Raw genomic sequence first — 21,043 nt, forward strand, 5'->3', positions numbered from 1 at the left:
ATGGACATCGTCTGGAAAGGGGTGGTCGGAGGTCTGGTAACGGCGCTCATCGCCTGGGCGTCCAAACGCGGCAATGTGCTGCCGGGTATCCTGCCGCTCGCGCCGACTTTCGCGGTCATAGCGTTGCTCGCCGTGGGCTCCAAAGGCAATGCGGCCGGTTTTCGCGAGGCCTGCCTCGCGGGCGTCAAGACCATCCCCGCTTATCTCGCTTTCCTTGCCGCCTGCTGGTTGTTCATCGACAAGGTCGACTATCGCCTCGCTGTTGCCGGCGGCATTGCGTTGTGGCTGGTGGTGGCTCTCGCAATTTTCCTTGCGCCTCGCTATCTCTGAGGCGCGGCAGGCCGCCGAAGAACGGAATTGCTTCAATCCGCGCCGGAAAGGCTCTAAGCCTTCCCCTTCACCAGATTCGCTAACCCAAGGCTTTTCATGCGCTGCCCCTATTGCCAGTCCGAAGATACGCAGGTGAAGGATTCGCGCCCCGCCGAGGATGGCGCGGCGATACGCCGGCGGCGCGTCTGTCCCGATTGCGGCGGCCGCTTCACCACGTTCGAGCGCGTGCAGCTGCGTGACCTTGTCGTGGTCAAGAAATCGGGCCGGAAAGTCCCGTTCGACCGCGACAAGCTGCTGCGCTCGGTGGAGATCGCCGTGCGCAAGCGCAATGTCGATCCCGAGCGGATCGACCGCGCGGTGACCGGCATTGTGCGTCAGCTCGAAAGTTCTGGCGAAACGGAAATTGCCTCCGGTGAAGTCGGCCGCCTTGTGATGGAGGCGCTTAAGTCCCTGGACGATGTCGCTTATGTCCGTTTCGCGTCGGTCTACCGCAATTTCCGCGAGGCCAAGGATTTCCACGAATTGCTGGGCGAGTTGAAGGGCGACGAGGAAAAGAGCGAAGAGGACGCCGGCTGAGCATGGCAGCACTGCATTTGAGCGAGGCGGGGCAGGCGGCCCTTGATCGCCGTTTCATGGCCGCCGCGCTGCGGCTTTCGCGCAGGAATGCAGGCAGGACATCGACCAATCCGTCCGTCGGCACGCTGATCGTGCGGGACGATGGCGCGGGTCCGATGATCGTCGGCACCGGCGTCACCGCGGTCGGCGGACGGCCGCACGCCGAGACTGAGGCGCTTGCCGAGGCCGGTGAACTGGCGCGTGGTGCCACCGCCTATGTCACGCTGGAACCTTGCGCGCATCACGGCCGCACGCCGCCTTGCGCCAATGCGCTGGTTAATGCCGGCATTGCGCGTGTCGTGGGCGCCGCGAGCGATCCCGACCCGCGCGTCTCTGGCAAGGGCTATGCGATCCTGCGGGCCGCCGGCATCGAGGTGGTCGAAAAGGTGCTGGCGCCGGAAGCGGCCGAGCAGATGGCGGGCTATCTCATTCGTTCGCTGAGGAAGCGTCCCGAAGTGATTCTGAAGCTTGCGCTTTCCAGCGACGGCAAGATCGGCAGGCAAGGCGCCGGCCAGGTCGCGATCACAGGTGATATCGCACGCCGCGAGGTCTATCTGATGCGGGCCGAGGCCGATGCCATCCTGGTCGGCATTGGGACCGCATTGGAGGATGATCCAGCCCTGACCGTGCGTTTGCCGGGACTGGAGAACCGTTCGCCGGTCCGCATCGTGCTGGACCGGCAGATCAGGTTGCCGGAGAGCTCGAAACTGGTCTCGGGCGTCGATCGCGTGCCGCTGTATCTCGCTGCGTGTCTCGAAGCCGACCCGCAGCGCCGGGCCGTTCTCGATCGCGCCGGCGTGCGCTTCATCGGCACCGAGACGCATGAGGGCGGCGTGGCGCTGCCAGAACTGCTCGACGACCTTGCCGCGCTTGGCATGGCGAGCGTGCTGGTCGAGGGCGGCGCCAGGGTGGCGAGCGCCTTTCTGGCCGATGGTCTGGTCGACCGCATCGTGCTTTTCCAGGGGCCGGAAGCGATCGGCGACGGCGGCATTGCATCGCCGATCGATGCCGACCATATCCCCGAAGGGTTTCGCAAGCTGCGCGAGATGCGCTTCGGCGAGGACGGTTATGCCGAATGGATCAGGGATTTTTAGGGTAGCGATCGATGTTCACCGGAATTGTCACCGATATCGGCACCGTCGCCGCCGTCAAGCCGCTGAGCGAAGGCGTCGGCCTGCGCATCGACACGGCTTATGATCCCGAAACGATCGCCATCGGTGCCTCGATTTCGTGCGGCGGCGTCTGCCTGACGGTCACGGCCTTGCCCGAGCACGGTTCGAACGCGCGCTGGTTCGAGGTCGAGGCCTGGGAGGAAGCCTTGCGGCTGACCACGGCCGCGAGCTGGAAATCTGGCACGCGGATCAATCTGGAGCGGGCGCTGAAGATCGGCGATGAACTGGGCGGCCACATCGTGTCGGGTCATGTCGATGGCACCGCCGAGATCGTCGAACGCAAGGACGAGGGCGACGCGGTGCGCTTCACGCTGGAAGCGCCGCGCCATCTGGCGAGATTCATCGCGCCGAAGGGCTCGGTCGCGCTCGACGGCACCTCGCTTACGGTCAACAAGGTCGAAGGCACCCGCTTCGACGTGCTGCTGATCCACCACTCTCTGAGCGTCACCACCTGGGGCGAGCGCAAGGCCGGCGACCGCGTCAATCTCGAGATCGACACCATGGCCCGCTACGCCGCACGTCTGGCGGAGGCAGCGAAAGAGGGGCTTTGAGTTACCAGCCTTGAATTTGCCGGCCATTGGCCGTACATTGTCACCAGGAGAGTGACAATGACAGCACATCCAGCAGGTGGCCGTGTTCGTGGCGAGCGTCTCGAGACACGCGTCACGGCCGACCAGAAGAGCCTTATCGAGCATGCTGCGGCACTGCAGGGTCGCACTGTGACGGATTTTGTGCTGACCAGCCTCCAGGAAGCTGCCCGACGCGCAATCGAGGAGCACGAGCGGCTAGAGCTGTCTGTCCGCGACAGTCGGGCCTTCGTGGATGCTCTCGTCAATCCGAAACCAGTGAACGATCGCTTGCGCGATACGGTGCGTCGGTATCGCCAAGCCACTGGCATCTGAGGATGACAGGCTCGGCTGAAGCACCTCTGCGAGTTGAGGTGCTTGCCCCGCAGCACGACCGAAATTCATTCGAAAGCGGCGCAGAACCGCTCGATCGATATCTTCGACTGCAAGCGGGGCAAGACGCCCGCAAGAACATTGCTGCGCCGTTTGTGCTGGTTATGCCGAACGGATCTATCGCCGCCTACTACACGCTCTCATCGACTGCCGTGAGTGTCGGCGAGTGGCCCGCCCAGACTGTACGCAAGCTGCCGCGTTATCCGCTTATTCCGGCGACGCTGCTCGGGCGCCTGGCCGTTGATCGACGACAACAGGGCCGAGGTTACGGCCGATATCTACTGGCCGATGCCTTGCTTCGATCGCTCAGTAGCGAGATTGCTTCGTTCGCCGTCATTGTAGATGCAAAGGACGAGAACGCGCGGCGCTTTTACGAACGCGAGGGTTTTTTGCCATTTCCGGACCGGTCCATGAAGCTGTTTCGGCCGATGGCCGATATCGCGGAACTGTTCAGATGACGAAAGGCTCCGACAGAGAGAGTGATGATTCCAAACGGCAAGAACGTCTGACGCGCGAAGCAATTGCCGATGTAGACGAAGGCCGGTTGGTAAGCCACGAAGCTGTTCTCGCCTGGGCGGAGAGCCTCGGCACCCGCTATCTGCTATCGGTGCCTTACCCAAGGACGCGATAAGCAAGCGCTACCTTGTCCAATCTTCCGCTTGCGGTGAACCCCGCTTCGGCCTAAGTCACCGGCAACCCCCCGGAGACTTTTATGGCTGGCACATCCCAACACGGCAAAGCGTTCATTCGTCCGAAGGCGAAGGCGCATCTGCTGATTGTCGAAGCGCGCTTCCACGACGATCTTGCCGACGCGCTGCTCGATGGCGCGACAAACGCACTCGATGAGGCGAGCGCGACTTATGACGTCGTCACCGTTCCTGGTTCGCTCGAAATTCCCGCTGTCATCACCTTCGCGCTGGACGGCGCGGCGGAAGGCGGCACGCATTACGATGGCTTCGTGGCGCTCGGCACCATCATCCGCGGCGACACCTATCATTTCGATATCGTCGCCAATGAATCGAGCCGCGCGCTCATGGATCTGTCCGTTCAGGACTCCGTTTGCATCGGCAACGGCATCCTCACCACCGAGAACGATGCGCAGGCGTGGACGCGCGCCAAGCGCTCGGAAGGCGACAAGGGCGGCTTTGCCGCGCGCGCGGCGCTGACCATGATCGCGCTCAAAGAGAAATTCGGAGCCCAATCGTGAACGATCCCGCCTCGACCGGTGCCGTGCGCCACGCCAACAAGCGTGGCGCTGCCCGTCTGGCCGCCGTGCAGGCGCTTTATCAGATGGATGTCGCGGGCAGCGGTGTCTTCGAGATCACGGCTGAGTACGAGGCGTTCCGCCTCGGCAAGGAAGTCGACGGCGCGCTTTACCGGGAGGCCGACGCCCAATGGTTCCGCGCCATCCTCACCGGCGTGGTCGAAGACCAGAAGACCATCGATCCGATCATCCGCCAGGCTCTGACCGACGACTGGCCGCTGTCGCGGCTGGACTCGACGCTGCGCGCCATCCTGCGCGCCGGCGTGTACGAGCTGATGAAGCGCGAAGACGTGCCAGTGGCCGTGATCGTGTCGGAATATGTCGATATCGCCAAGGCGTTCTACGAGGAAGACGAGCCGAAGCTGGTCAATGCAGTGCTCGACCGTGTGTCGCGCCGTGTGCGCGGCGAGGGGCGGGGCAAGGACGCATCGTGACGGCCATCGCCGCCGAGGCGAGCAGGGAGGCACGGCGGACTGCGCTGATCCTCGCCGTTTCGCAGGCGGTCGTCGGCTCGGCGGCACCCATCGCAATCTCCATGGGCGCGCTTGCCGGGCAATACCTGCTTGGCGCGGACAAGTCGCTCGCCACCGCACCGATCACCGGTTACAACCTCGGCGTGGCCCTGGGCGCCTTGCCGGCCGCCGCCATCATCCGCCGGCTGGGTCAGCGCGGCGGGTTCATGACCGGCACCGCCGTCACCGCGCTGGGCGGCCTCAGCGCCACCCTGGCGCTGTTTCACGGCAGTTTCTGGCTGTTCGCCCTCGCATTGCTGGTGCTCGGCATCGGCGGCGCCTTCGTCCAGCAGTTCCGCTTCGCCGCCGCGGACAACGCTCCGCCGGAATTCAAGGCGCGCGCCATCTCTTTCGTGCTCGCTGGCGGCATCGTCACCGCCATTCTCGGGCCGCAGATCGTCATTTTCACCCGCGAACTGTTCGCCCCCGTGATGTTCGCCGGCTCGTTCGCCGCCATCCTGCCGCTCGCCGCCGCCGGTGCGGTCATCCTGTCGTTCCTGCGCCTGCGGCCGAAGGCAGCAAGCAGGGTTGATGTCGCCGATGGGGACGCGAGACCCCTGTCGGAAATCGTCACCAGGCCGCGTTTCGTCGCCGCTCTGTTCTGTGCCGTTGGTAGCTATGCGCTGATGAGCTTCGTCATGACCGGCGCGCCGCTCGCCATGGTCGGCTGCGGCCTGTCGGAGGACAATGCCACGCTTGGCATTTCCTGGCATGTCATGGCCATGTTCGGACCGAGTTTCTTCACCGGTTCGCTGATCCATCGTTTCGGCGCCGAGCGCGTTGTCGCCACCGGCCTCGTGCTGTTGATCGGTTGTGGGGCCGTTGCCCTGTCGGGCCTGGCATTGTGGCAGTTCTGGACCTCGCTGATCTTGCTCGGCCTCGGCTGGAATTTCGGCTTCATCGGCGCAACGGCGATGGTGGCGGCCAGCTACAGGCCATCGGAAAAAGGCAAGGTGCAGGGTTTCCACGACTTCATGTTGTTCGGCTCCGTCGCCTGCGCGTCGCTCCTGTCGGGCGTCGTCTACAATGCCTGGGGCTGGGAAATGCTGAACTGGATGATCTTCCCGGTCACCGTGCTGTGCTTCGTCGCTCTCGGCGCGCTCAAGGTGACCAGTTCGCGCAAGGCGGAAGCCTGATCCCGGAACGGCCGGCCTGGCATGATGCTGTCAGGATTGCTTCGGCTCGACTTGCGTTGTCCAAACAAAATTATTGCGCCTGTGCCCATTGTTATGAAACCGTGTACCCCGACGGGGCGTTGAAGCCATGCTCATATGCGGCCGCCGCATTCCGGTTCATAGCAAGGGATTCTCACAATGTTTTCAATCAAGGGTCTGGCTGGCGCGGCGCTCGCGCTCGGCATCACGATTGCATCGGCCAACGCTCAGGTGGTTGTCTCCTCGAAGATCGACACCGAGGGCGGCGTGCTCGGCAACATCATTCAGCTCGTCCTCAACGCCAACAACATCAAGACGTCGGACCGCATCCAGCTCGGCGGCACGCCGGTGGTTCGCAAGGCAATTACCGCCGGCGAGATCGACATCTATCCGGAATACACAGGCAATGCCGCCTTCTTCTTCGAAAAGGCCGACGATCCCGTCTGGAAGGATGCCGCCAAGGCTTATGAGACGGCCAAGAAGCTGGACTATGACGCAAACAAGATCGTCTGGCTGTCGCCGGCGCCGGCCAACAACACCTGGGCGATCGCGCTGCGCAAGGAAGTGGCCGACACCAACAAGCTCGCGACGCTTTCCGACTTCGGCAAGTATGTCGCGGGCGGCGGCCAGGTGGTGCTGGCGGCCTCGGCCGAGTTCGTCAATTCTGCCGCCGCTCTTCCGGCCTTCCAGACAACCTACGGCTTCAAGCTTAAGCCGGAGCAGTTGATCACGCTTTCGGGCGGCGATACTGCCGCGACCATTGCCGCCGCCGCCAACCAGACCAGCGGCGCCAATGCCGCCATGGTCTACGGCACCGATGGCGGCATCGCGCCTTCGGGTCTTGTGGTGCTCGACGACGACAAGGGCGTCCAGCCGGTCTACCAGCCGGCGCCGATCATCCGCGAATCCGTGCTCAAGGAACATCCCGAGATCGAGACGCTGCTGAAGCCGGTCTTCGCCAAGCTGGATCTCGTCACGTTGCAGGAGTTGAACGGCCGCGTGCAGGTCGGCGGCGAGCCGGTGAAAGCGGTTGCGGAAGATTTTCTGAAGAAGAATGGGTTCTTGAAGTAGCAGGCAGAGATCGCGGCAAAAGTGCGGGTTGGACAGGTGCGGCCGATGGACCTGCTAATCTCCCCCCTTGCGGGGGAGATGTCCGGCAGGACAGAGGGGGGTGCTGTCCCGCCGCGGTCCAGGTCAATTGTAACCACGGCATTCCACCGGGTTCACCCTCGGCAAGCAGTCACTGACGAGGTTGCGATCTGTCCCACCCCCCTCTGGCCTGCCGGCCATCTCCCCCGCAAAGGGGGAGATCGAATCTCGTTCCGGCTTTCGCCAATCGCCAGCGAAATCTGCACGGCGTGGCAAATCGCTCCTCAAGAGGAGCTGTCATGACCCTGCGCTTCGACAAGCTCGGCGTGGTGATCGCCGTGATCACGGCCTATGCGGCGTTCCTCGCCCCCTTCGCCACGTTTCGCGCCAACCGCATTGTTCCGGGCCAGGCGCGTTCGATTATCGATGCGTTGCCGGCAACGACAGGCGCTTTGCTGCTCGCTGTCATCGTCGCTGCAGCGCTCATCGCGCTGTTCAGGACGCCGCTTCTGCTGCGCCTGGCGGCCAGCGTCGTGGCGCTCGCGGCGCTGGCGCTTCTGATAGGTGTGGCCGGCACCTTCCTCACACCCGCCGGCAACACCTTCGCGCGCGTGTCTCCAGCTTCCGGTTTCTGGATACTCATCTTCGCCTTCACGCTCTTGCTGGCCGATGTGCTGACACGGCTGAACCTGTCGCCGTGGGCCAGGGTCGGCGTGCTGGCAGCAGCCGCCGTGGCCATCGGCCTGCTTTTGATGTCGGGAAGCTGGAACGATCTTTCCATTCTCAAGGAATACGCCAACCGTGCCGATAGTTTCTGGGCCGAAGGCTCCAAACACGTGACGCTGGCGCTAGGCTCCCTGTTTGCCGCGGTGGTTGTCGGCCTGCCGCTCGGCATCCTCTGCCACCGTGTCGAAGCACTGCGGGCCGGCGTGCTCAATGTTCTCAACATCATCCAGACCATCCCCTCGATCGCGCTGTTCGGCCTGCTGATCGCGCCGCTCGGCTGGGTTGCCATCCACGTGCCGGGAGCCGCCGCGCTCGGCATCAGGGGCATCGGCACGGCGCCCGCCTTTGTTGCCCTGTTCCTCTATTCGCTGCTGCCGGTCGTCGCCAATACGGTGGTTGGCCTTGCCGGCGTGCCGCGTGCCGCCAACGATGCGGCGCGTGGCATGGGCATGACCGACCGCCAACGCCTGTTCGGCGTCGAGTTTCCGTTGGCCTTCCCGGTGATCCTGACCGGCATCCGCATCGTTCTCGTGCAGAACATCGGCCTGGCGACGATTGCGGCGCTCATCGGCGGCGGCGGTTTCGGCGTGTTCGTGTTCCAGGGTGTCGGCCAGACGGCGATGGACCTTGTGCTGCTGGGCGCGCTGCCGACCGTCGCACTGGCTTTCGCCGCGGCCATCATCCTCGATGCGGTGATCGAATTGACTGCCACCAGGCGCAGGGTTGAAACGTCATGATCGAGATCGAAGGCATCACCAAGCGCTACGATGCGACCACGGTGGTCGACAATGTGTCGATGGTCATCGAGCCACGCACCATCGCCGTCATCGTCGGCACATCGGGATCCGGCAAGACGACGCTGCTGCGCATGATCAACCGGCTGGTCGAGCCGACATCGGGCATCATCAAGCTCGACGGCGCCGACAACCGCTCCGTGCCGGGCTACGAACTGCGCCGCAGCATCGGCTACGCCATCCAGGGTCACGGCCTGTTTCCGCACCGCACGGTGGCGCAGAACATCGCCACCGTGCCGGTGCTGCTCGGCTGGGACAAGGCCCGCATCGAGGCGCGCGTCGACGAATTGATGACGCTCTATCAGCTCGATCCCCAGGAATTCGGGCCGCGCTATCCCCATGAGCTTTCCGGTGGCCAGCAGCAGCGTGTCGGTGTCGCGCGCGCGCTCGCCGCCGAGCCCAATGTGCTGTTGATGGACGAGCCGTTTGGCGCGCTCGACCCGATCATCCGCGCCAAGGCGCAAGAGGACCTGCTGGCGATCCAGAAGCGCTTCGGCACCACCATCATCCTTGTCACCCATGACATGGAGGAGGCCGTGCATATGGGCGACAAGATCGCGGTCATGGATGGCGGCAAGCTGGTGCAATACGCCCGACCGGCGGAAATCCTCGCAAATCCGGCCAGCGGCTTCGTCGAGACGCTGGTTGGCGCCAGCGAGAGGCCGTTCCGGCTGTTGTCGCTCGGGCGGGTGCGTGACGCCGTCGAGCAGGGTTCCGCCGAGGGCGAGGCGATACCGGGCGATGCCAGCCAGCGCGACGCCCTGGCTGAATTGTTGTGGTCGGGCAAGCCGGCGCTGCCGGTCAAGGGCGCCGACGGCAAACCGCTCGGCCGCGTCACGGTGGACGGGTTGGTCAAGCGCGCGGCGAGGCCGAGATGAAAGCCTGGCTGCCCTTGCTGCTCAGGCTCGCGCTGGTCGTGCTGCTTTTGGCCTTCATCACCAGTCCTGGCTGGTTCGAGCCGCTGCTCAAGCCACTGACCGAAAACAATGCGCCGGCGATCTACAATCAGGGCAGCCTGCTGACGCTGACGCTGCTGCATCTGCGCACCGTGCTGATCGCTACGGTCGCAGCCACGATCGTGGCGGTGGCTCTGGCCATCCTTGTCACTCGCCCGGCGGGTGCGGAGTTCCTGCCGCTGTCGCGCAGCCTGGTCAACATCGGCCAGACCTTTCCGCCGGTGGCTGTGCTGGCGCTGGCGGTGCCGGCGGTCGGCTTCGGCGAAAAGCCGACGCTGATCGCGCTGTTTCTCTATGGGCTGCTGCCGATCTTCGAGAACGCACTGACCGGGTTGACGACGCTTCCGGCCAATGTCGTCGAGGCAGCCCGCGGCGCCGGCATGACCGGTTGGCAACGGCTCACCAAGGTGGAGTTGCCGCTCAGCGCTCCGATCATCCTCGGCGGCATCAGGCTGTCGGTGGTGATCAGCCTGGCGACGGCCACCATCGGCTCGACCGTGGCCGCAAGGACGTTGGGCGAGGTGATCATAGCGGGCCTCTTGTCCAACAACCTTGCCTTCATCCTGCAGGGCGGCCTGATCGTGGCCGCGCTCGCGGTGCTGATCTATGACGGGCTTTCGGCGGTCGAGCGCTATGCCGCGCGCAGGATGGGGCGTGAAGCGGAGTAGATTTCGGGCGCGCCGGGGATGCCCGGACAATTCCCCCGCGTTATTTCAATCGATCTAAATCAGGGGCTTCGCCGGCACTCTCATCGGGTCCGCCGTCTTTTGGGCGAAAGCCGGGCAAAAACCGAACAATATCTTGACGTTCGCGGCCCTGTTTCGCATACACCGATGCGAAGAGGTGGATTCCGCGCGCGGAATCCGGTCTTTGTCTCATCGGCCCAGGGAGGGGTTCATTTGGGCCAACAATCGAGGAAAATTCGGCAATGACCATACTTTCCGCCGTCATCGCCTGCGGCCTGCTTTCTGTCCTTTACGCCATCTGGGCGACACGTTCGGTCCTCGCGTCCGATCAGGGCAATGCACGCATGCAGGAAATCTCCGCCGCCATCCGCGAAGGCGCGCAGGCCTATCTGGCGCGCCAGTACACCACCATCGCCATCGTCGGCGTGGTCGTGCTGCTTCTCGCCTGGTGGCTGCTGTCCGTCACCGCGGCAATCGGCTTCCTGATCGGTGCCGTGCTCTCGGGCGCGGCCGGCTTCATAGGCATGCATGTCTCGGTCCGCGCCAACGTGCGTACCGCGCAGGCGGCTTCCAACAGCCTTGCGGCTGGTCTCGACATCGCCTTCAAGTCGGGCGCCATCACCGGCATGCTGGTGGCCGGCCTCGCGCTGCTCGGCGTGTCGATCTACTATCTCATCCTGACCCACTTCATGGGTCTTCAGCCAAATGACCGTGTCGTCATCGACTCGCTGGTCTCGCTCGGCTTCGGCGCCTCGCTGATCTCGATCTTCGCTCGTCTTGGCGGCGGCATCTTCACCAAGGGTGCCGATGTCGGCGGTGACCTGGTCGGCAAGGTCGAGGCCGGTATTCCCGAGGATGATCCGCGCAACCCGGCCACCATCGCCGACAACGTCGGCGACAATGTCGGCGACTGCGCCGGCATGGCCGCCGACCTGTTCGAAACCTATGCGGTGACCGTGGTCGCCACCATGGTCCTGGCCGCCATCTTCTTCGGCGGCACCGCCGCTCTGGGGGCGGCGATGCTTTATCCGCTCGCCATTTGCGGCGCCTGCATCCTGACCTCGATCGTCGGCACCTTCTTCGTCAAGCTCGGCTCCAACGGTTCGATCATGGGTGCGCTCTACAAGGGCCTGATCGTGACCGGCCTGCTCTCGATCGTCGGCCTGGGCGTCGCCACTTCGGCAACCGTGGGCTGGGGTGAAATCGGCACCGTCGCCGGCATCGTCATCACCGGCAAGAACCTGTTCATCTGCGGCCTCATCGGCCTCGTGGTGACCGGTCTTATCGTGGTGATCACCGAATACTACACCGGCACCAACAAGCGCCCGGTCAACTCCATCGCCCAGGCGTCGGTGACCGGTCACGGCACCAACGTCATCCAGGGCCTCGCGGTCTCGCTGGAATCGACGGCGTTGCCGGCAATCGTCATCGTCGGCGGCATCATCTCGACCTACCAGCTCGGCGGCCTCTTCGGCACGGCCATCGCCGTCACAACCATGCTCGGCCTTGCCGGCATGATCGTGGCGCTCGACGCCTTCGGCCCGGTCACCGACAATGCCGGCGGCATCGCCGAAATGGCCGGCCTGCCCAAGGAAGTGCGCCATTCGACCGACGCGCTCGACGCGGTCGGCAACACCACCAAGGCGGTGACCAAGGGCTATGCCATCGGTTCAGCCGGTCTGGGTGCGCTGGTGCTGTTCGCAGCCTATTCGAACGACCTGAGGTTCTTTGCCGCCAATGGCGACAAATATCCCTACTTCCAGGGCATGGGCGAGATCTCCTTCGACCTCTCCAATCCCTATGTCGTCGCCGGCCTGATCTTCGGCGGCCTCATACCGTATCTGTTTGGCGGTATTGCCATGACGGCCGTCGGCCGTGCCGCGGGCTCGATCGTCGAGGAAGTGCGCAAGCAGTTCCGCGAGGACAAGGGCATCATGGCCGGCACGTCCAAGCCGAACTATGCGCGTGCGGTCGACATCCTGACCAGGGCGGCGATCCGGGAAATGATCGTGCCGTCGCTGCTGCCGGTGCTGGCGCCGCTCGTCGTCTATTTCGGCGTGCTGCTGATCTCGGGCTCTAAGGCTTCGGCCTTCGCGGCTCTCGGCGCATCGCTCCTCGGCGTCATCGTCAATGGCCTGTTCGTTGCCATCTCGATGACCTCGGGCGGCGGCGCCTGGGACAACGCCAAGAAGTCGTTCGAGGACGGTTTCACCGACAAGGACGGCGTCAAGCACCTCAAGGGCTCGGAGGCTCACAAGGCCTCGGTGACCGGTGACACGGTCGGCGACCCCTACAAGGACACTGCCGGCCCGGCCGTCAATCCGGCGATCAAGATCACCAACATCGTGGCCTTGCTGCTGCTCGCCGTGCTCGCGCACGGCTGAGCCCGGCTTATTCTCAAAAACAAAACCCGCGGGAGCGATCCCGCGGGTTTTTCATTGGAGTTCAGTTTTCACAGGGTGGGCCCGGAGCCTCATGGGATCGCCGGGCGGCCCTATTCTCTCTGGAATTGCTCTAGGCCCTGTATCCCAGATAAATCCGGTGAAGATCGTCGCGGGCCGCAAGATCGGATGCACTGCCTTCAAGCGCCACGCGCCCGCTTTCCAGCACATAGGCCCGCTCGGCATGGGCAAGCGACAGGGCCGCGTTCTGCTCGGCGAGCAGGAATGCCGTTCCCTTTTCGCGGTTGAGCCGCACGATGATCTCGAAGATTTCCTGCACGATGCGCGGCGCCAGCCCCATCGAAGGCTCGTCGAGCAAGACCAGGCGCGGCCGGGTAAGCAGCGCCCTGCCGATGGCGAGCATCTGCTGCTCGCCCCCCGAGGTCAGGCCGGCCTGAGTGCGCCGTTTGTCCCTGAGCCGTGGAAACCAGGCATAGATATCGTCGATCTGGCGTTTGAGTTCGCTGCGGGCCGGCCGGCGCAGGAAGGCGGCAGCGAGAAGGTTCTCCTCGACAGTCAGGTGCGCGAAGACATGGCGCCCCTCGAGCACATGGACGATGCCGCGCCCCGCCAACCGGTTGGCGGGGCTGCCCAGAATGGTCTCTCCGTCGAAATGGATATGGCCACGGCGCACCGTGGCCCGATCGGCGGCGGCGAGGCCGGAAATCGCTTTCAGGACCGTGCTTTTCCCGGCGCCGTTGGCGCCGAGCAAAGCGACGATTTCACCTTCTTTGATCGTCAGCGAAACGTCGGCAACCGCCAGGATCGCTCCGCCGTAGACAACCTCGATGCCGGAAACATCGAGAAGCTTGCGCGCAGTGGCATCGGTGATGGGAAGTGTGGCGGTCATCATTGGCCTCATTTCATCGGGGCGCGGCATCCGCCACGCCCCGATGCCCGACAATCAATTGGTCTCGGTGTCCGGCGTGCGCGGTGTGATGCCGTGCTCCTTGGCATAGGCGGCCGCGCCTTCCTTGATCAGCGGATTGAGAAGGTCGTGGTCGGCCTTGATCCAGTCGGTCTGAAGCACCCATTTCTCCCCGTCCCAACTCTGGATGCGGGCAGCGCCGCCGCCTTCATGGTCGGTGGGCGTGATCTTGATCGGCTGCAGCAGCCCTTCGAAGCCGATCTGCTTCAGCCTGGCATCGTCGATCGTCAGGTGCTCGAAGGCCCAGCGCCCTTCTTCGCCGTTCAGCGGCCTGGCGCCGAAATGCTTGTAGCCGGTGCGCAGCGCTTCCACCGCCAGCGCGGCGTTGACGAGGCCGACATTGTAGTTGACCGCGCCGAAAAGCTTCTGGTCCCTCAGATCCGACTTGCCCTTGTCGAGGATCTCCGCCTTCAGGCGCTTGTGGATGTCGAAATCGGTGCCGCCCGGATAGGGCGCCAGCGCCGAATAGCCGATGGCCGCCTTGCCGGCCGGGATCACGTCGGATTCGGAGCCCGCCCAGACGTCGCCGATGATGTGGTCCGCCGGGAAACCGAAACGCTGCGCCGTCTTGATCGCCACGACTGTCGAAACGCCCCAGGTGCGCAGGAAGACCCAGTCGGGCTTCGTCTCGCGGATCTGGCGCCATTGCGGCGATTGCTCGTTGCCCGGGTCGGCGACCGGAATCTGGATGTTTTCGAAACCGTATTTCTTGGCGAGCACATCGATCGCCGGCTGGCTGGCGCGGCCATAGGCGCTGTCGTGATAGACGGTCGCGATCTTGAGGCCCTTGAGCTTGTCGAAGCCGCCGACCTTGGAAGCGATATAGTTGATGCCGGTCGAGGCCTGGCTGTAGTAGCTGAACAGCAGCGGGAAGGCATAGGGGAACACCGTGCCGTCGACCGTTTCCGTCTTGCCGCCGGCCGGATCGATGAGCGGAATCTTGTCGGCCGCCGCTTTCTCGAGAAGGGCATAGGTCGCCGGCGTGCCGTGGGTGAAGAAGAAGGCGAGCGGCGAGCCGTCCTTGCCCGCCTTGACGCGCTCGTAGACTTCCACCGTGCGGTCAGGGCTCCATTCGGTCTCGAACTCCTCATAGTTGAGCTTCACGCCCTCGACGCCGCCCTCGACCTCGTTGATGTAGCGGAAATAGTCGCGTTCGCCGGCCCACCAGAGCTCTCCCGACGAGGCGTAGGCGCCGACCCGGTAGGTCGGCAGCGGAATGTACTGGCTGACATCCGCGGCCCGGGTCACGGTCGCGCCTGAGAAGACGGTGCCGGCAAGAAGCGCGGCTAAAAGCAGTCGTTTCATGGATTTAGCTCCTAGTTTTGAGAGGATGGAAACAGTCGCCGGCGCGCTGCCAGCCTGATGCCGAGCAGGCGCGCAAGACCTTCGGGTTCCTTGACCAGGAACCACATGATGAGCAGTCCGAAGATGCCTTTCTGGATGTTCTGCAGCAGGCCGGCATCGACGTGACCGCTGAAGAGGTGTTGGAACAGCCAGTCCAGCGCGAGGGGCAGCAGGCTGACGAAGGCGGCGCCGAGATAGGCGCCGCGAATGGTGCCGAGACCGCCGATGATGATGATGAACAGGATCTGGTAGGATCGCGACAGGCCGAAGCTCTGGACGCTGGCCGAGCCGAGATAGGCGAACGCCCAGAGCGCGCCGGAAACGCCGAGAATGAAGCTCGAGATGGCGAACGCCTGCAGCTTCGCCCGCGTCACCGGCACGCCGATCACCGCGGCTGCCGTATCCATGTCGCGGATCGCCATCCAGTTGCGCCCGGTCTGGCTGCGCACCAGGTTGAAAGACAAAAGAGTGAGCAGCGCGACGGCGCCGAGCGTCAGATAGTAACGCCCGTGCGGCGTTTCGGCATTGAGCCCGAAGACCGTAAGGCCACGGGGCAGGGATATCGTGGCCGACGAATTGCCATCGTAGAACCACGGGAACTTGAGGAACAGCCACTCGAAGAAGAATTGCGCGGCGAGCGTACTGACGATCAGGTAGAACCCCTTGATGCGCGTCGAGGGGATGCCGAAAGCAAGCCCCACACTGGCCGCGATCAGCCCCGAGACGATCAGCGCTAGCGGCAGGGGCAAGTCCGGCACGCGAAGCTGCAGCGAGAAGGTGGCGTAGGCGCCGACCATCATGAAAGCGCCGGCGCCGAGCGAGAGCTGTCCCGCATATCCGGTCAGAAGATTGAGGCCGAGCCCCGCGAGCGACAGGATCAGGAAGGGAACGATGATGGCGTTGATCCAGTATTCGGAGGCCAGAAGCGGGGCGGCCAGGATCAGTATGGTGCCGGCGGCGAGGCCCGCGGCGCGCAGGGCGGCGGAGCCGTTCACGGGGGCAGCGATGCGCAGATCGATCTCGGACATGGCTCAGACCCTCTCGATCTGGCGTTCGCCGAACAGGCCGGCGGGGCGGATGAACAGGAAGACGAGCGCCAGCGCATAGGCGAACCAGGGCGTGATGCCGCCGCCGAGGAAGGGGCCGAGATAGGTCTCGGCAAGGCTTTCGCCGGCGCCGACGACGAGGCCGCCGACGATGGCGCCGGCAATCGAGGTGAAGCCTCCGATGATGAGGACGGGGAGCGCCTTGAGCACCACCAGGGACAGCGAGAACTGCACTCCCTGGCGTGCGCCCCACAGAAGCCCCGCGACCAGCCCGACCACACCCGCGACCGCCCACACGATCTGCCAGATACGGTTGATGTCGATGCCGAGCGACAGCGCAGCGCGCGTGTCGTCGGCGACGCCGCGAAGCTGGATGCCGATACGGGTGCGGTTAAAGAGCAGGGACAGGCCGATGCCAAGGGCCAGCGCGACACCGGCCGCGATCAGGTCGAACTGGCTGATCATGATGTCGCCGACGAAGATCGGCAGGTCGTCTATGCCGAGGTCGAGGGCGCGAACCTGTGAGCCCATGATGCCTTGGGCCACCGCCTCGATGAGGTAGGACAGGCCGAGCGTCGCCATGAACAGCGTCATCGGACTGCGGTTGGTGAGGGGCCGCAACAGCAGCTTTTCGATGGCGATCGCCATCAGCACGAGCAGCGCGATCGTGATCGCGATGGCGACGGGTGCAGGCACCCCTTGCCCGGTCAGCGAAACAAAAGTCAGCGCGCCAAAGAGCAGGATCGAGCCCTGCGCGTAATTGAAGACGCCCGACGCCTTGTAGATCAGCACGAAGCCGATCGCGACCAGCGAGTACATGGTGCCGGCGAGCAGGCCGCCGATGAGGGTTTCCAGGAACATGCTCATGCGGCGATTTCCGTGCGTTCGGAGCCGAGATAGGCGGCGATGACATCGGGATTGTCGCGGATCGTCTCGGGCGGCCCATCGGCGAGCTTGCGGCCGTAATCGAGCACCACCACGTGGTGGGCGAGTTCGAGCACGATGCCGATGTCGTGCTCTATCAGCACGATGGTCAGGCCGAGATCCCGATTGAGGCGTCCGATGACCGTGGCGATCTCCTGCTTTTCGGCGGCGTTCATCCCGGCGAGCGGCTCATCGAGCAGCACCAGGCGCGGCTCGGCGACCACGGCCCTGGCAAGTTCGACTTTCTTCTGCACCCCATAGGGCAATGTGCCGACGATGGTCGCGGCGTGGCGGTCGAGGCCAAACAGACGCAGGACTTCGTGGGCCCGCTCGCGGAAGCGGCGCTCCTCGTTGCGCGCACGCGGCAGCCGGAACATTTCCTCGACAAGGGTCAGCCGCGAATGCCGGGAGAGCCCGGTGATCACATTGTCGATGACACTCATGCCGGAAAACAGAGCGTTGTTCTGGAAGCCGCGCCCGATGCCGCGCCGGGCGGCCTCGAGGGGCTCCATGCGCCGAAAGTGCTCACCTTCGAAGATGATGTCGCCGGCATCGGGCACATAGACGCCGTTGAGGATGTTCAAAAGCGAGCTCTTGCCGGCGCCGTTCGGTCCGATGAGCGCGCAGATTTCCCGCGCTTCGACCTGGAAGGAAAGATCGGAAATAGCTTTGACGCCCTTGAATGACAGAGAGACATTCTTGACTTGCAGGGCAGGGCGCGCGGGCGTGGTCATCGGGTGATGGTCCGTCGTTTCTGGTGTCCGGCAGCCATGGCTTCGCCTTCAGCGGCGAGCGGAGACCGCCACGGCTTGGTCTGGTCGGGGGTGCCGGCTTTGGCTCAGGCGGCTTCGCCGGAAGCCGCGGCCGCTTCTTCCAGCTTGACGCGTTCGATGTCGCGGAACCGGTGGGCGGGATGGTTTGCCGGCAGGTATGGCCCTTCGCCGAACAGCTTTTCGCGCAGCGTGCCCTCGCGGTACGACGTTGCGTAGACGCCCCGCCTCTGGAGTTCGGGGACGACATAGCCGATCACGTCGGCGAAGCTGTCATGCGCCAGCGCGTAGGCGAGATTGAAGCCGTCGATGTCGGTTTCCTCAACCCATTCCTGCAGCAGGTCGGCGATGGTCGACGGCGAGCCGACAAAGAGCGGGCCGAGACCGCCAATGCCGCCCCACTTGGCCAGTTCCTCGATCGTCCACACCTTGTCGCCTTCGGCCAGATGCTCGACCGCCGAGATGATGGCGTTGGTCTTCACCTTCCTCACGGTATCGGTCGGCTTGTAGTGGCCGAAATCGATGCCGGTCCAACCCGACATCAGCACCAGCGCGCCGTCATAGGAAGCGTATCTGGCGTAGTCCTCATATTTGGCGCGGGCCTTCTCGTCTGTCTCGTCGACGATGATGGTCGCCATCGCGTAGATCAGCACCTTCTTGGGATCACGGCCTTGCGCGGCGGCCCGCTGGCGGATGTCGGCGACATAGGCGCGCGTGGCATCCTTGAGCGGCGTCGAGATGAAGACGCATTCGGCATGGCCGGCGGCGAACTGCTTGCCCGCGCCCGATGCGCCGGCCTGGAACAGGACCGGGGTGCGCTGCGGCGATGGCTCGCTGAGGTGATAGCCAGGTACCTCGAAATACTTTCCGCGGTGGCCGATCTCGTGGATCTTGGACGGATCGGCGAAAATGCCGCGCTCCTTGTCGCGGAGGACGGCGCCTTCCTCCCAACTGCCCTCGAACAGCTTGTAGAGGATCTCGACATATTCGGTCGCGACATCATAGCGGTTGTCATGCGAGCGCAGGCCGCCCTGGCCGACATTCTTGGCGCCGCTCTCCAGATAGGACGTAACGATATTCCAGCCGACGCGGCCCTTGGTGTGATGGTCGGCGGTCGAAAGCCGCCGCGCGAATGTGTAGGGGTGCTCGAAACTGGTCGATGCGGTGATGCCGATGCCGAGATGGCTGGTCGCCAGCGCGATCGGGTTGGCAAGTTGCAACGGATCGTTGACCGGGATCTGCACACCCTGCAGCAGCGCGTTGTCCAGGTTTCCCTTGTAGACGTCGTAGTAGCCGACGACATCGGCGATGAAGACGGATTCGAAGAAGCCTGTCTCCAGAAGCCTGGCCAGGTCGGTCCAGTACTCCAAATCCTTGTATTGCCAGGACCGGTCGCGCGGGTGACGCCAGAGCCCGGGCGACTGGTGTCCCACGCAATTCATCTCGAAGGCATTGAAACGTACTGTCTTGGCCATGGAGCATTTGTCCGTACTGATATGAACGGCACAGTACGGGCGGAAATCCACTCGATACAGAAATTCTATCTTTTTTATAGACATTATAGGAAAAAGGCATTCCTCGGCGATGGGCGCCGTCGGTGTTGCCCGTTCTGCGTCATGCCGAAGTGCAACGCGCGCGAGCAAACGAACTCCAGCAAGGTGTTCAGCCCTTTTCCTGCGCGCCCAGATCCACGGCTCGTTGATAGCGCGCCAGCATCTCCTGCACTCCCGGTTCGCGCTCGGGCAGCGGTGGCAGGCCGCGTATGACGCGCAGCTTGTCCACAAAGGCGCCGGGGCCATATTTGCGACGAAACTCCCTGGCTCTCGGGTGGACCCCGCAGGCGGCCAGAAACCTACGTTTGAGATAGGTCGATTTCTTAAGGGGGGAGGGAAGAATGGCCTCGGCAAGAATCCTTACGCGCAGGACGTCGGGCGCTCTCATGGCTTCGACGAGGTCCTGCTGCTCGGCCGCCGTGTCTTCGACATAGCTGCCCCTGCGTGTGCCGGAGAACAGGCTGAGCACGGTCAAATGCGGCATCGTCGCGATCACGGCGCCTTTACGCCATGCGCGGAAGAGCCAGTCCTGCGAACTTTCGCAGAAGCACTGGACGGCCGGCCGCCAGGGGCCGAGCCAGGGGAGCGACGACCGCCTGACAACTTGCGCCGATCCGTATCCGGCCGTGATGACGGGATCGTAGAAGCCGTTCCTGCCAACCCCGAAGATCAGGTTCCTGGGGAGATCGCCTTGATCTGATCGCGGCTCGATGATGGCACCGCGGGCGATGACGATGTCGGCGCTGGTCGCATCCATCCAGCCGGTGGTTGCCGCCAGATGGTCGGGGAACCAGAGGTCGTCATGGTTGAGCAAGGCGACGAAGCGCCCGCGCGCTCTGGCAAGGCCTATGTTGTTGGGGCCGGATTGTTCACCGAAATTGACCGGCAGGTCGACATAGGCGATGCGCGCATCGGCGAAGCCGGCGATGGCCGCCGCCGTATCAGGAGCACAGGCATCGCCGATGACGAGGATCTCGAAATCCTGCAGGGTCTGACGCAGCACACTGTAGAGGGCTTGCCGCAAGGCGGCGGGCCGGTTGTGAGTGGCGATCACCACTGAGACAAGCGGCGTGGCCCGCCCGGTTGGATCGGACTGGCCGGGCCGTTCCACGCTACACCAGCTTGTAAGGGATTTGGTCCGTGTCCGGCGGCAGGCGCCAATGGTCGGGCGCCTCGTATGAATAGGCCTTGTCGACGAGATTGAGCAGCAAAGCCGTTTCCGGGCCAAGCGCGGTCACGCCATGCCAGACGCCTGGCGGAATGATGACAATGGCCGGACGCGACGCCCCGGTTATCTTGTGCCAGACCGTGCCGAAGCTGGGCGAGGCCTTTCGGCCGTCGTAGAGCGATATGCGCACGCTGCCGGTGCAGCAGAAAAGCCGGTCCAGCGTCGTCTGGTGCGCGTGCCAGCCCGTCACCGCGCCTGGATACATCGTGCGCTGGAAGACCTGGCCGACAGGCCGTTGATCGAGATCCCACTCGTCCCGAAAGACCTCGGTCAGGTAGCCGTTGGAGGTTGCGACCGGCTTGATTTCCTTGATTCTGACGCCGTCGATCGACGGCGGGTCGATGGCGAGCCAGTCCGATGTCACGGTTTGCTGGTCGGGTGTTCCAGTGGCCATCCAGCCATCTGGCGCTGCGCGGTGATCACTGGTCATATTCAAGCCCCCCAGCCCGGCGGATCCGATAACGGACTGTCTCATCACTGGCAAGCCGGCCCGCCGCTGGCCAAACAAAAACCCGTGAGATCGCTCCCACGGGTTTTTGGTCGCCTGAGACA

Annotated in this window: 22 protein-coding genes; 14 read left to right on the plus strand and 8 right to left on the minus strand. The window is 64.1% G+C overall.

Annotated features, from left to right (window positions below; all coding sequences use genetic code 11):
- The 14 genes from FFS37_RS05150 (at position 1) to FFS37_RS05220 (ending at position 12,641) form a co-directional block, all read left to right on the plus strand.
- Positions 1–330, plus strand: a complete 330-nt coding sequence (locus tag FFS37_RS05150) for a GlpM family protein (RefSeq protein ID WP_137929869.1) — start codon at positions 1–3, stop codon at positions 328–330.
- A gap of 96 nt (positions 331–426) precedes the next feature.
- Positions 427–906, plus strand: coding sequence for a transcriptional regulator NrdR (gene nrdR, locus FFS37_RS05155; RefSeq protein WP_137929870.1), 480 nt, complete (start codon positions 427–429; stop codon positions 904–906).
- Positions 907–908: 2 nt separating this feature from the next.
- Positions 909–2,039, plus strand: coding sequence for a bifunctional diaminohydroxyphosphoribosylaminopyrimidine deaminase/5-amino-6-(5-phosphoribosylamino)uracil reductase RibD (gene ribD, locus FFS37_RS05160; RefSeq protein ID WP_171026178.1), 1,131 nt, complete (start codon positions 909–911; stop codon positions 2,037–2,039).
- 11 nt (positions 2,040–2,050) lie between these two features.
- On the plus strand, positions 2,051–2,668 hold the full coding sequence (locus tag FFS37_RS05165) for a riboflavin synthase (RefSeq protein WP_137929871.1): 618 nt from the start codon (positions 2,051–2,053) through the stop codon (positions 2,666–2,668).
- Between the two features lie 57 nt (positions 2,669–2,725).
- The gene (locus tag FFS37_RS05170; RefSeq protein WP_137929872.1) at positions 2,726–3,019 is read left to right on the plus strand and encodes a type II toxin-antitoxin system TacA family antitoxin; all 294 of its coding nucleotides are present in this window, start codon (positions 2,726–2,728) and stop codon (positions 3,017–3,019) included.
- A gap of 2 nt (positions 3,020–3,021) precedes the next feature.
- Entirely contained in the window at positions 3,022–3,534 is a 513-nt protein-coding gene (locus tag FFS37_RS05175) for a GNAT family N-acetyltransferase (RefSeq protein WP_137929873.1), read from the plus strand.
- Positions 3,535–3,788: 254 nt separating this feature from the next.
- Positions 3,789–4,283 carry a 6,7-dimethyl-8-ribityllumazine synthase gene (gene ribH / locus FFS37_RS05185; RefSeq protein ID WP_137929874.1) on the plus strand — a complete coding sequence of 165 codons (495 nt, stop codon included), beginning with the start codon at positions 3,789–3,791 and terminating at the stop codon, positions 4,281–4,283.
- A complete protein-coding gene (nusB, locus tag FFS37_RS05190; RefSeq protein ID WP_137929875.1) occupies positions 4,280–4,774 on the plus strand; it encodes a transcription antitermination factor NusB in 495 nt (164 codons plus the stop codon). Before ribH ends, nusB begins: the two co-directional genes overlap by 4 nt.
- Positions 4,771–5,988, plus strand: a complete 1,218-nt coding sequence (locus FFS37_RS05195; RefSeq protein ID WP_137929876.1) for an MFS transporter — start codon at positions 4,771–4,773, stop codon at positions 5,986–5,988. Before nusB ends, FFS37_RS05195 begins: the two co-directional genes overlap by 4 nt.
- A gap of 177 nt (positions 5,989–6,165) precedes the next feature.
- The gene (gene osmF / locus FFS37_RS05200) at positions 6,166–7,077 is read left to right on the plus strand and encodes a glycine betaine ABC transporter substrate-binding protein OsmF (RefSeq protein WP_137929877.1); all 912 of its coding nucleotides are present in this window, start codon (positions 6,166–6,168) and stop codon (positions 7,075–7,077) included.
- A gap of 317 nt (positions 7,078–7,394) precedes the next feature.
- Entirely contained in the window at positions 7,395–8,558 is a 1,164-nt protein-coding gene (locus tag FFS37_RS05205; RefSeq protein ID WP_137929878.1) for an ABC transporter permease, read from the plus strand.
- Complete coding sequence (locus FFS37_RS05210) at positions 8,555–9,493, plus strand: ABC transporter ATP-binding protein (RefSeq protein ID WP_137929879.1); 939 nt, start codon at positions 8,555–8,557, stop codon at positions 9,491–9,493. The genes FFS37_RS05205 and FFS37_RS05210 overlap by 4 nt, the downstream gene beginning before the upstream one ends.
- Complete coding sequence (locus FFS37_RS05215; RefSeq protein ID WP_137929880.1) at positions 9,490–10,239, plus strand: ABC transporter permease; 750 nt, start codon at positions 9,490–9,492, stop codon at positions 10,237–10,239. The genes FFS37_RS05210 and FFS37_RS05215 overlap by 4 nt, the downstream gene beginning before the upstream one ends.
- 260 nt (positions 10,240–10,499) lie before the next feature.
- The gene (locus FFS37_RS05220; RefSeq protein WP_137929881.1) at positions 10,500–12,641 is read left to right on the plus strand and encodes a sodium-translocating pyrophosphatase; all 2,142 of its coding nucleotides are present in this window, start codon (positions 10,500–10,502) and stop codon (positions 12,639–12,641) included.
- Between the two features lie 130 nt (positions 12,642–12,771).
- Here the strand turns inward: FFS37_RS05220 and FFS37_RS05225 are convergent, their stop codons facing one another.
- From FFS37_RS05225 to FFS37_RS05260, 8 genes are all read right to left on the minus strand, one after another.
- Positions 12,772–13,551, minus strand: a complete 780-nt coding sequence (locus FFS37_RS05225) for an ABC transporter ATP-binding protein (protein WP_137929882.1) — start codon at positions 13,549–13,551, stop codon at positions 12,772–12,774.
- 51 nt (positions 13,552–13,602) lie between these two features.
- Positions 13,603–14,931: an ABC transporter substrate-binding protein gene (locus tag FFS37_RS05230; protein WP_137929883.1), complete on the minus strand. Its 1,329-nt coding sequence runs from the start codon at positions 14,929–14,931 to the stop codon at positions 13,603–13,605.
- A gap of 11 nt (positions 14,932–14,942) precedes the next feature.
- Positions 14,943–15,998: a branched-chain amino acid ABC transporter permease gene (locus FFS37_RS05235; protein ID WP_137929884.1), complete on the minus strand. Its 1,056-nt coding sequence runs from the start codon at positions 15,996–15,998 to the stop codon at positions 14,943–14,945.
- A 3-nt stretch (positions 15,999–16,001) separates the two neighbouring features.
- Entirely contained in the window at positions 16,002–16,883 is an 882-nt protein-coding gene (locus FFS37_RS05240; protein ID WP_137929885.1) for a branched-chain amino acid ABC transporter permease, read from the minus strand.
- Entirely contained in the window at positions 16,880–17,674 is a 795-nt protein-coding gene (locus tag FFS37_RS05245) for an ABC transporter ATP-binding protein (RefSeq protein WP_137929886.1), read from the minus strand. The genes FFS37_RS05240 and FFS37_RS05245 overlap by 4 nt, the downstream gene beginning before the upstream one ends.
- A gap of 104 nt (positions 17,675–17,778) precedes the next feature.
- Positions 17,779–19,185 carry an LLM class flavin-dependent oxidoreductase gene (locus tag FFS37_RS05250; RefSeq protein WP_137929887.1) on the minus strand — a complete coding sequence of 469 codons (1,407 nt, stop codon included), beginning with the start codon at positions 19,183–19,185 and terminating at the stop codon, positions 17,779–17,781.
- 187 nt (positions 19,186–19,372) lie between these two features.
- The gene (locus FFS37_RS05255) at positions 19,373–20,374 is read right to left on the minus strand and encodes a glycosyltransferase family 2 protein (protein WP_137929888.1); all 1,002 of its coding nucleotides are present in this window, start codon (positions 20,372–20,374) and stop codon (positions 19,373–19,375) included.
- A 1-nt stretch (position 20,375) separates the two neighbouring features.
- Positions 20,376–20,921: a dTDP-4-dehydrorhamnose 3,5-epimerase family protein gene (locus tag FFS37_RS05260; protein WP_171026179.1), complete on the minus strand. Its 546-nt coding sequence runs from the start codon at positions 20,919–20,921 to the stop codon at positions 20,376–20,378.
- Positions 20,922–21,043 lie beyond the last annotated feature (122 nt).

This window comes from Mesorhizobium comanense, from assembly GCF_005503535.1.
GTDB classification, from domain to species: domain Bacteria; phylum Pseudomonadota; class Alphaproteobacteria; order Rhizobiales; family Rhizobiaceae; genus Mesorhizobium; species Mesorhizobium comanense.

Bases quoted from the DNA above. Each gene is read 5' to 3' on its own strand.
- ribH (WP_137929874.1), top strand. From the start codon at position 3,789: ATGGCTGGCACATCCCAACACGGCAAAGCGTTCATTCGTCCGAAGGCG.
- ribD (WP_171026178.1), top strand. From the start codon at position 909: ATGGCAGCACTGCATTTGAGCGAGGCGGGGCAGGCGGCCCTTGATCGC.
- FFS37_RS05205 (WP_137929878.1), top strand. From the start codon at position 7,395: ATGACCCTGCGCTTCGACAAGCTCGGCGTGGTGATCGCCGTGATCACG.
- FFS37_RS05230 (WP_137929883.1), bottom strand. From the start codon at position 14,931: ATGAAACGACTGCTTTTAGCCGCGCTTCTTGCCGGCACCGTCTTCTCA.
- FFS37_RS05245 (WP_137929886.1), bottom strand. From the start codon at position 17,674: ATGACCACGCCCGCGCGCCCTGCCCTGCAAGTCAAGAATGTCTCTCTG.
- FFS37_RS05220 (WP_137929881.1), top strand. From the start codon at position 10,500: ATGACCATACTTTCCGCCGTCATCGCCTGCGGCCTGCTTTCTGTCCTT.
- FFS37_RS05150 (WP_137929869.1), top strand. From the start codon at position 1: ATGGACATCGTCTGGAAAGGGGTGGTCGGAGGTCTGGTAACGGCGCTC.
- FFS37_RS05165 (WP_137929871.1), top strand. From the start codon at position 2,051: ATGTTCACCGGAATTGTCACCGATATCGGCACCGTCGCCGCCGTCAAG.
- nrdR (WP_137929870.1), top strand. From the start codon at position 427: ATGCGCTGCCCCTATTGCCAGTCCGAAGATACGCAGGTGAAGGATTCG.
- FFS37_RS05240 (WP_137929885.1), bottom strand. From the start codon at position 16,883: ATGAGCATGTTCCTGGAAACCCTCATCGGCGGCCTGCTCGCCGGCACC.
- osmF (WP_137929877.1), top strand. From the start codon at position 6,166: ATGTTTTCAATCAAGGGTCTGGCTGGCGCGGCGCTCGCGCTCGGCATC.
- FFS37_RS05210 (WP_137929879.1), top strand. From the start codon at position 8,555: ATGATCGAGATCGAAGGCATCACCAAGCGCTACGATGCGACCACGGTG.
- FFS37_RS05170 (WP_137929872.1), top strand. From the start codon at position 2,726: ATGACAGCACATCCAGCAGGTGGCCGTGTTCGTGGCGAGCGTCTCGAG.
- FFS37_RS05175 (WP_137929873.1), top strand. From the start codon at position 3,022: ATGACAGGCTCGGCTGAAGCACCTCTGCGAGTTGAGGTGCTTGCCCCG.
- FFS37_RS05250 (WP_137929887.1), bottom strand. From the start codon at position 19,185: ATGGCCAAGACAGTACGTTTCAATGCCTTCGAGATGAATTGCGTGGGA.
- FFS37_RS05260 (WP_171026179.1), bottom strand. From the start codon at position 20,921: ATGACCAGTGATCACCGCGCAGCGCCAGATGGCTGGATGGCCACTGGA.
- FFS37_RS05215 (WP_137929880.1), top strand. From the start codon at position 9,490: ATGAAAGCCTGGCTGCCCTTGCTGCTCAGGCTCGCGCTGGTCGTGCTG.
- FFS37_RS05235 (WP_137929884.1), bottom strand. From the start codon at position 15,998: ATGTCCGAGATCGATCTGCGCATCGCTGCCCCCGTGAACGGCTCCGCC.
- FFS37_RS05225 (WP_137929882.1), bottom strand. From the start codon at position 13,551: ATGATGACCGCCACACTTCCCATCACCGATGCCACTGCGCGCAAGCTT.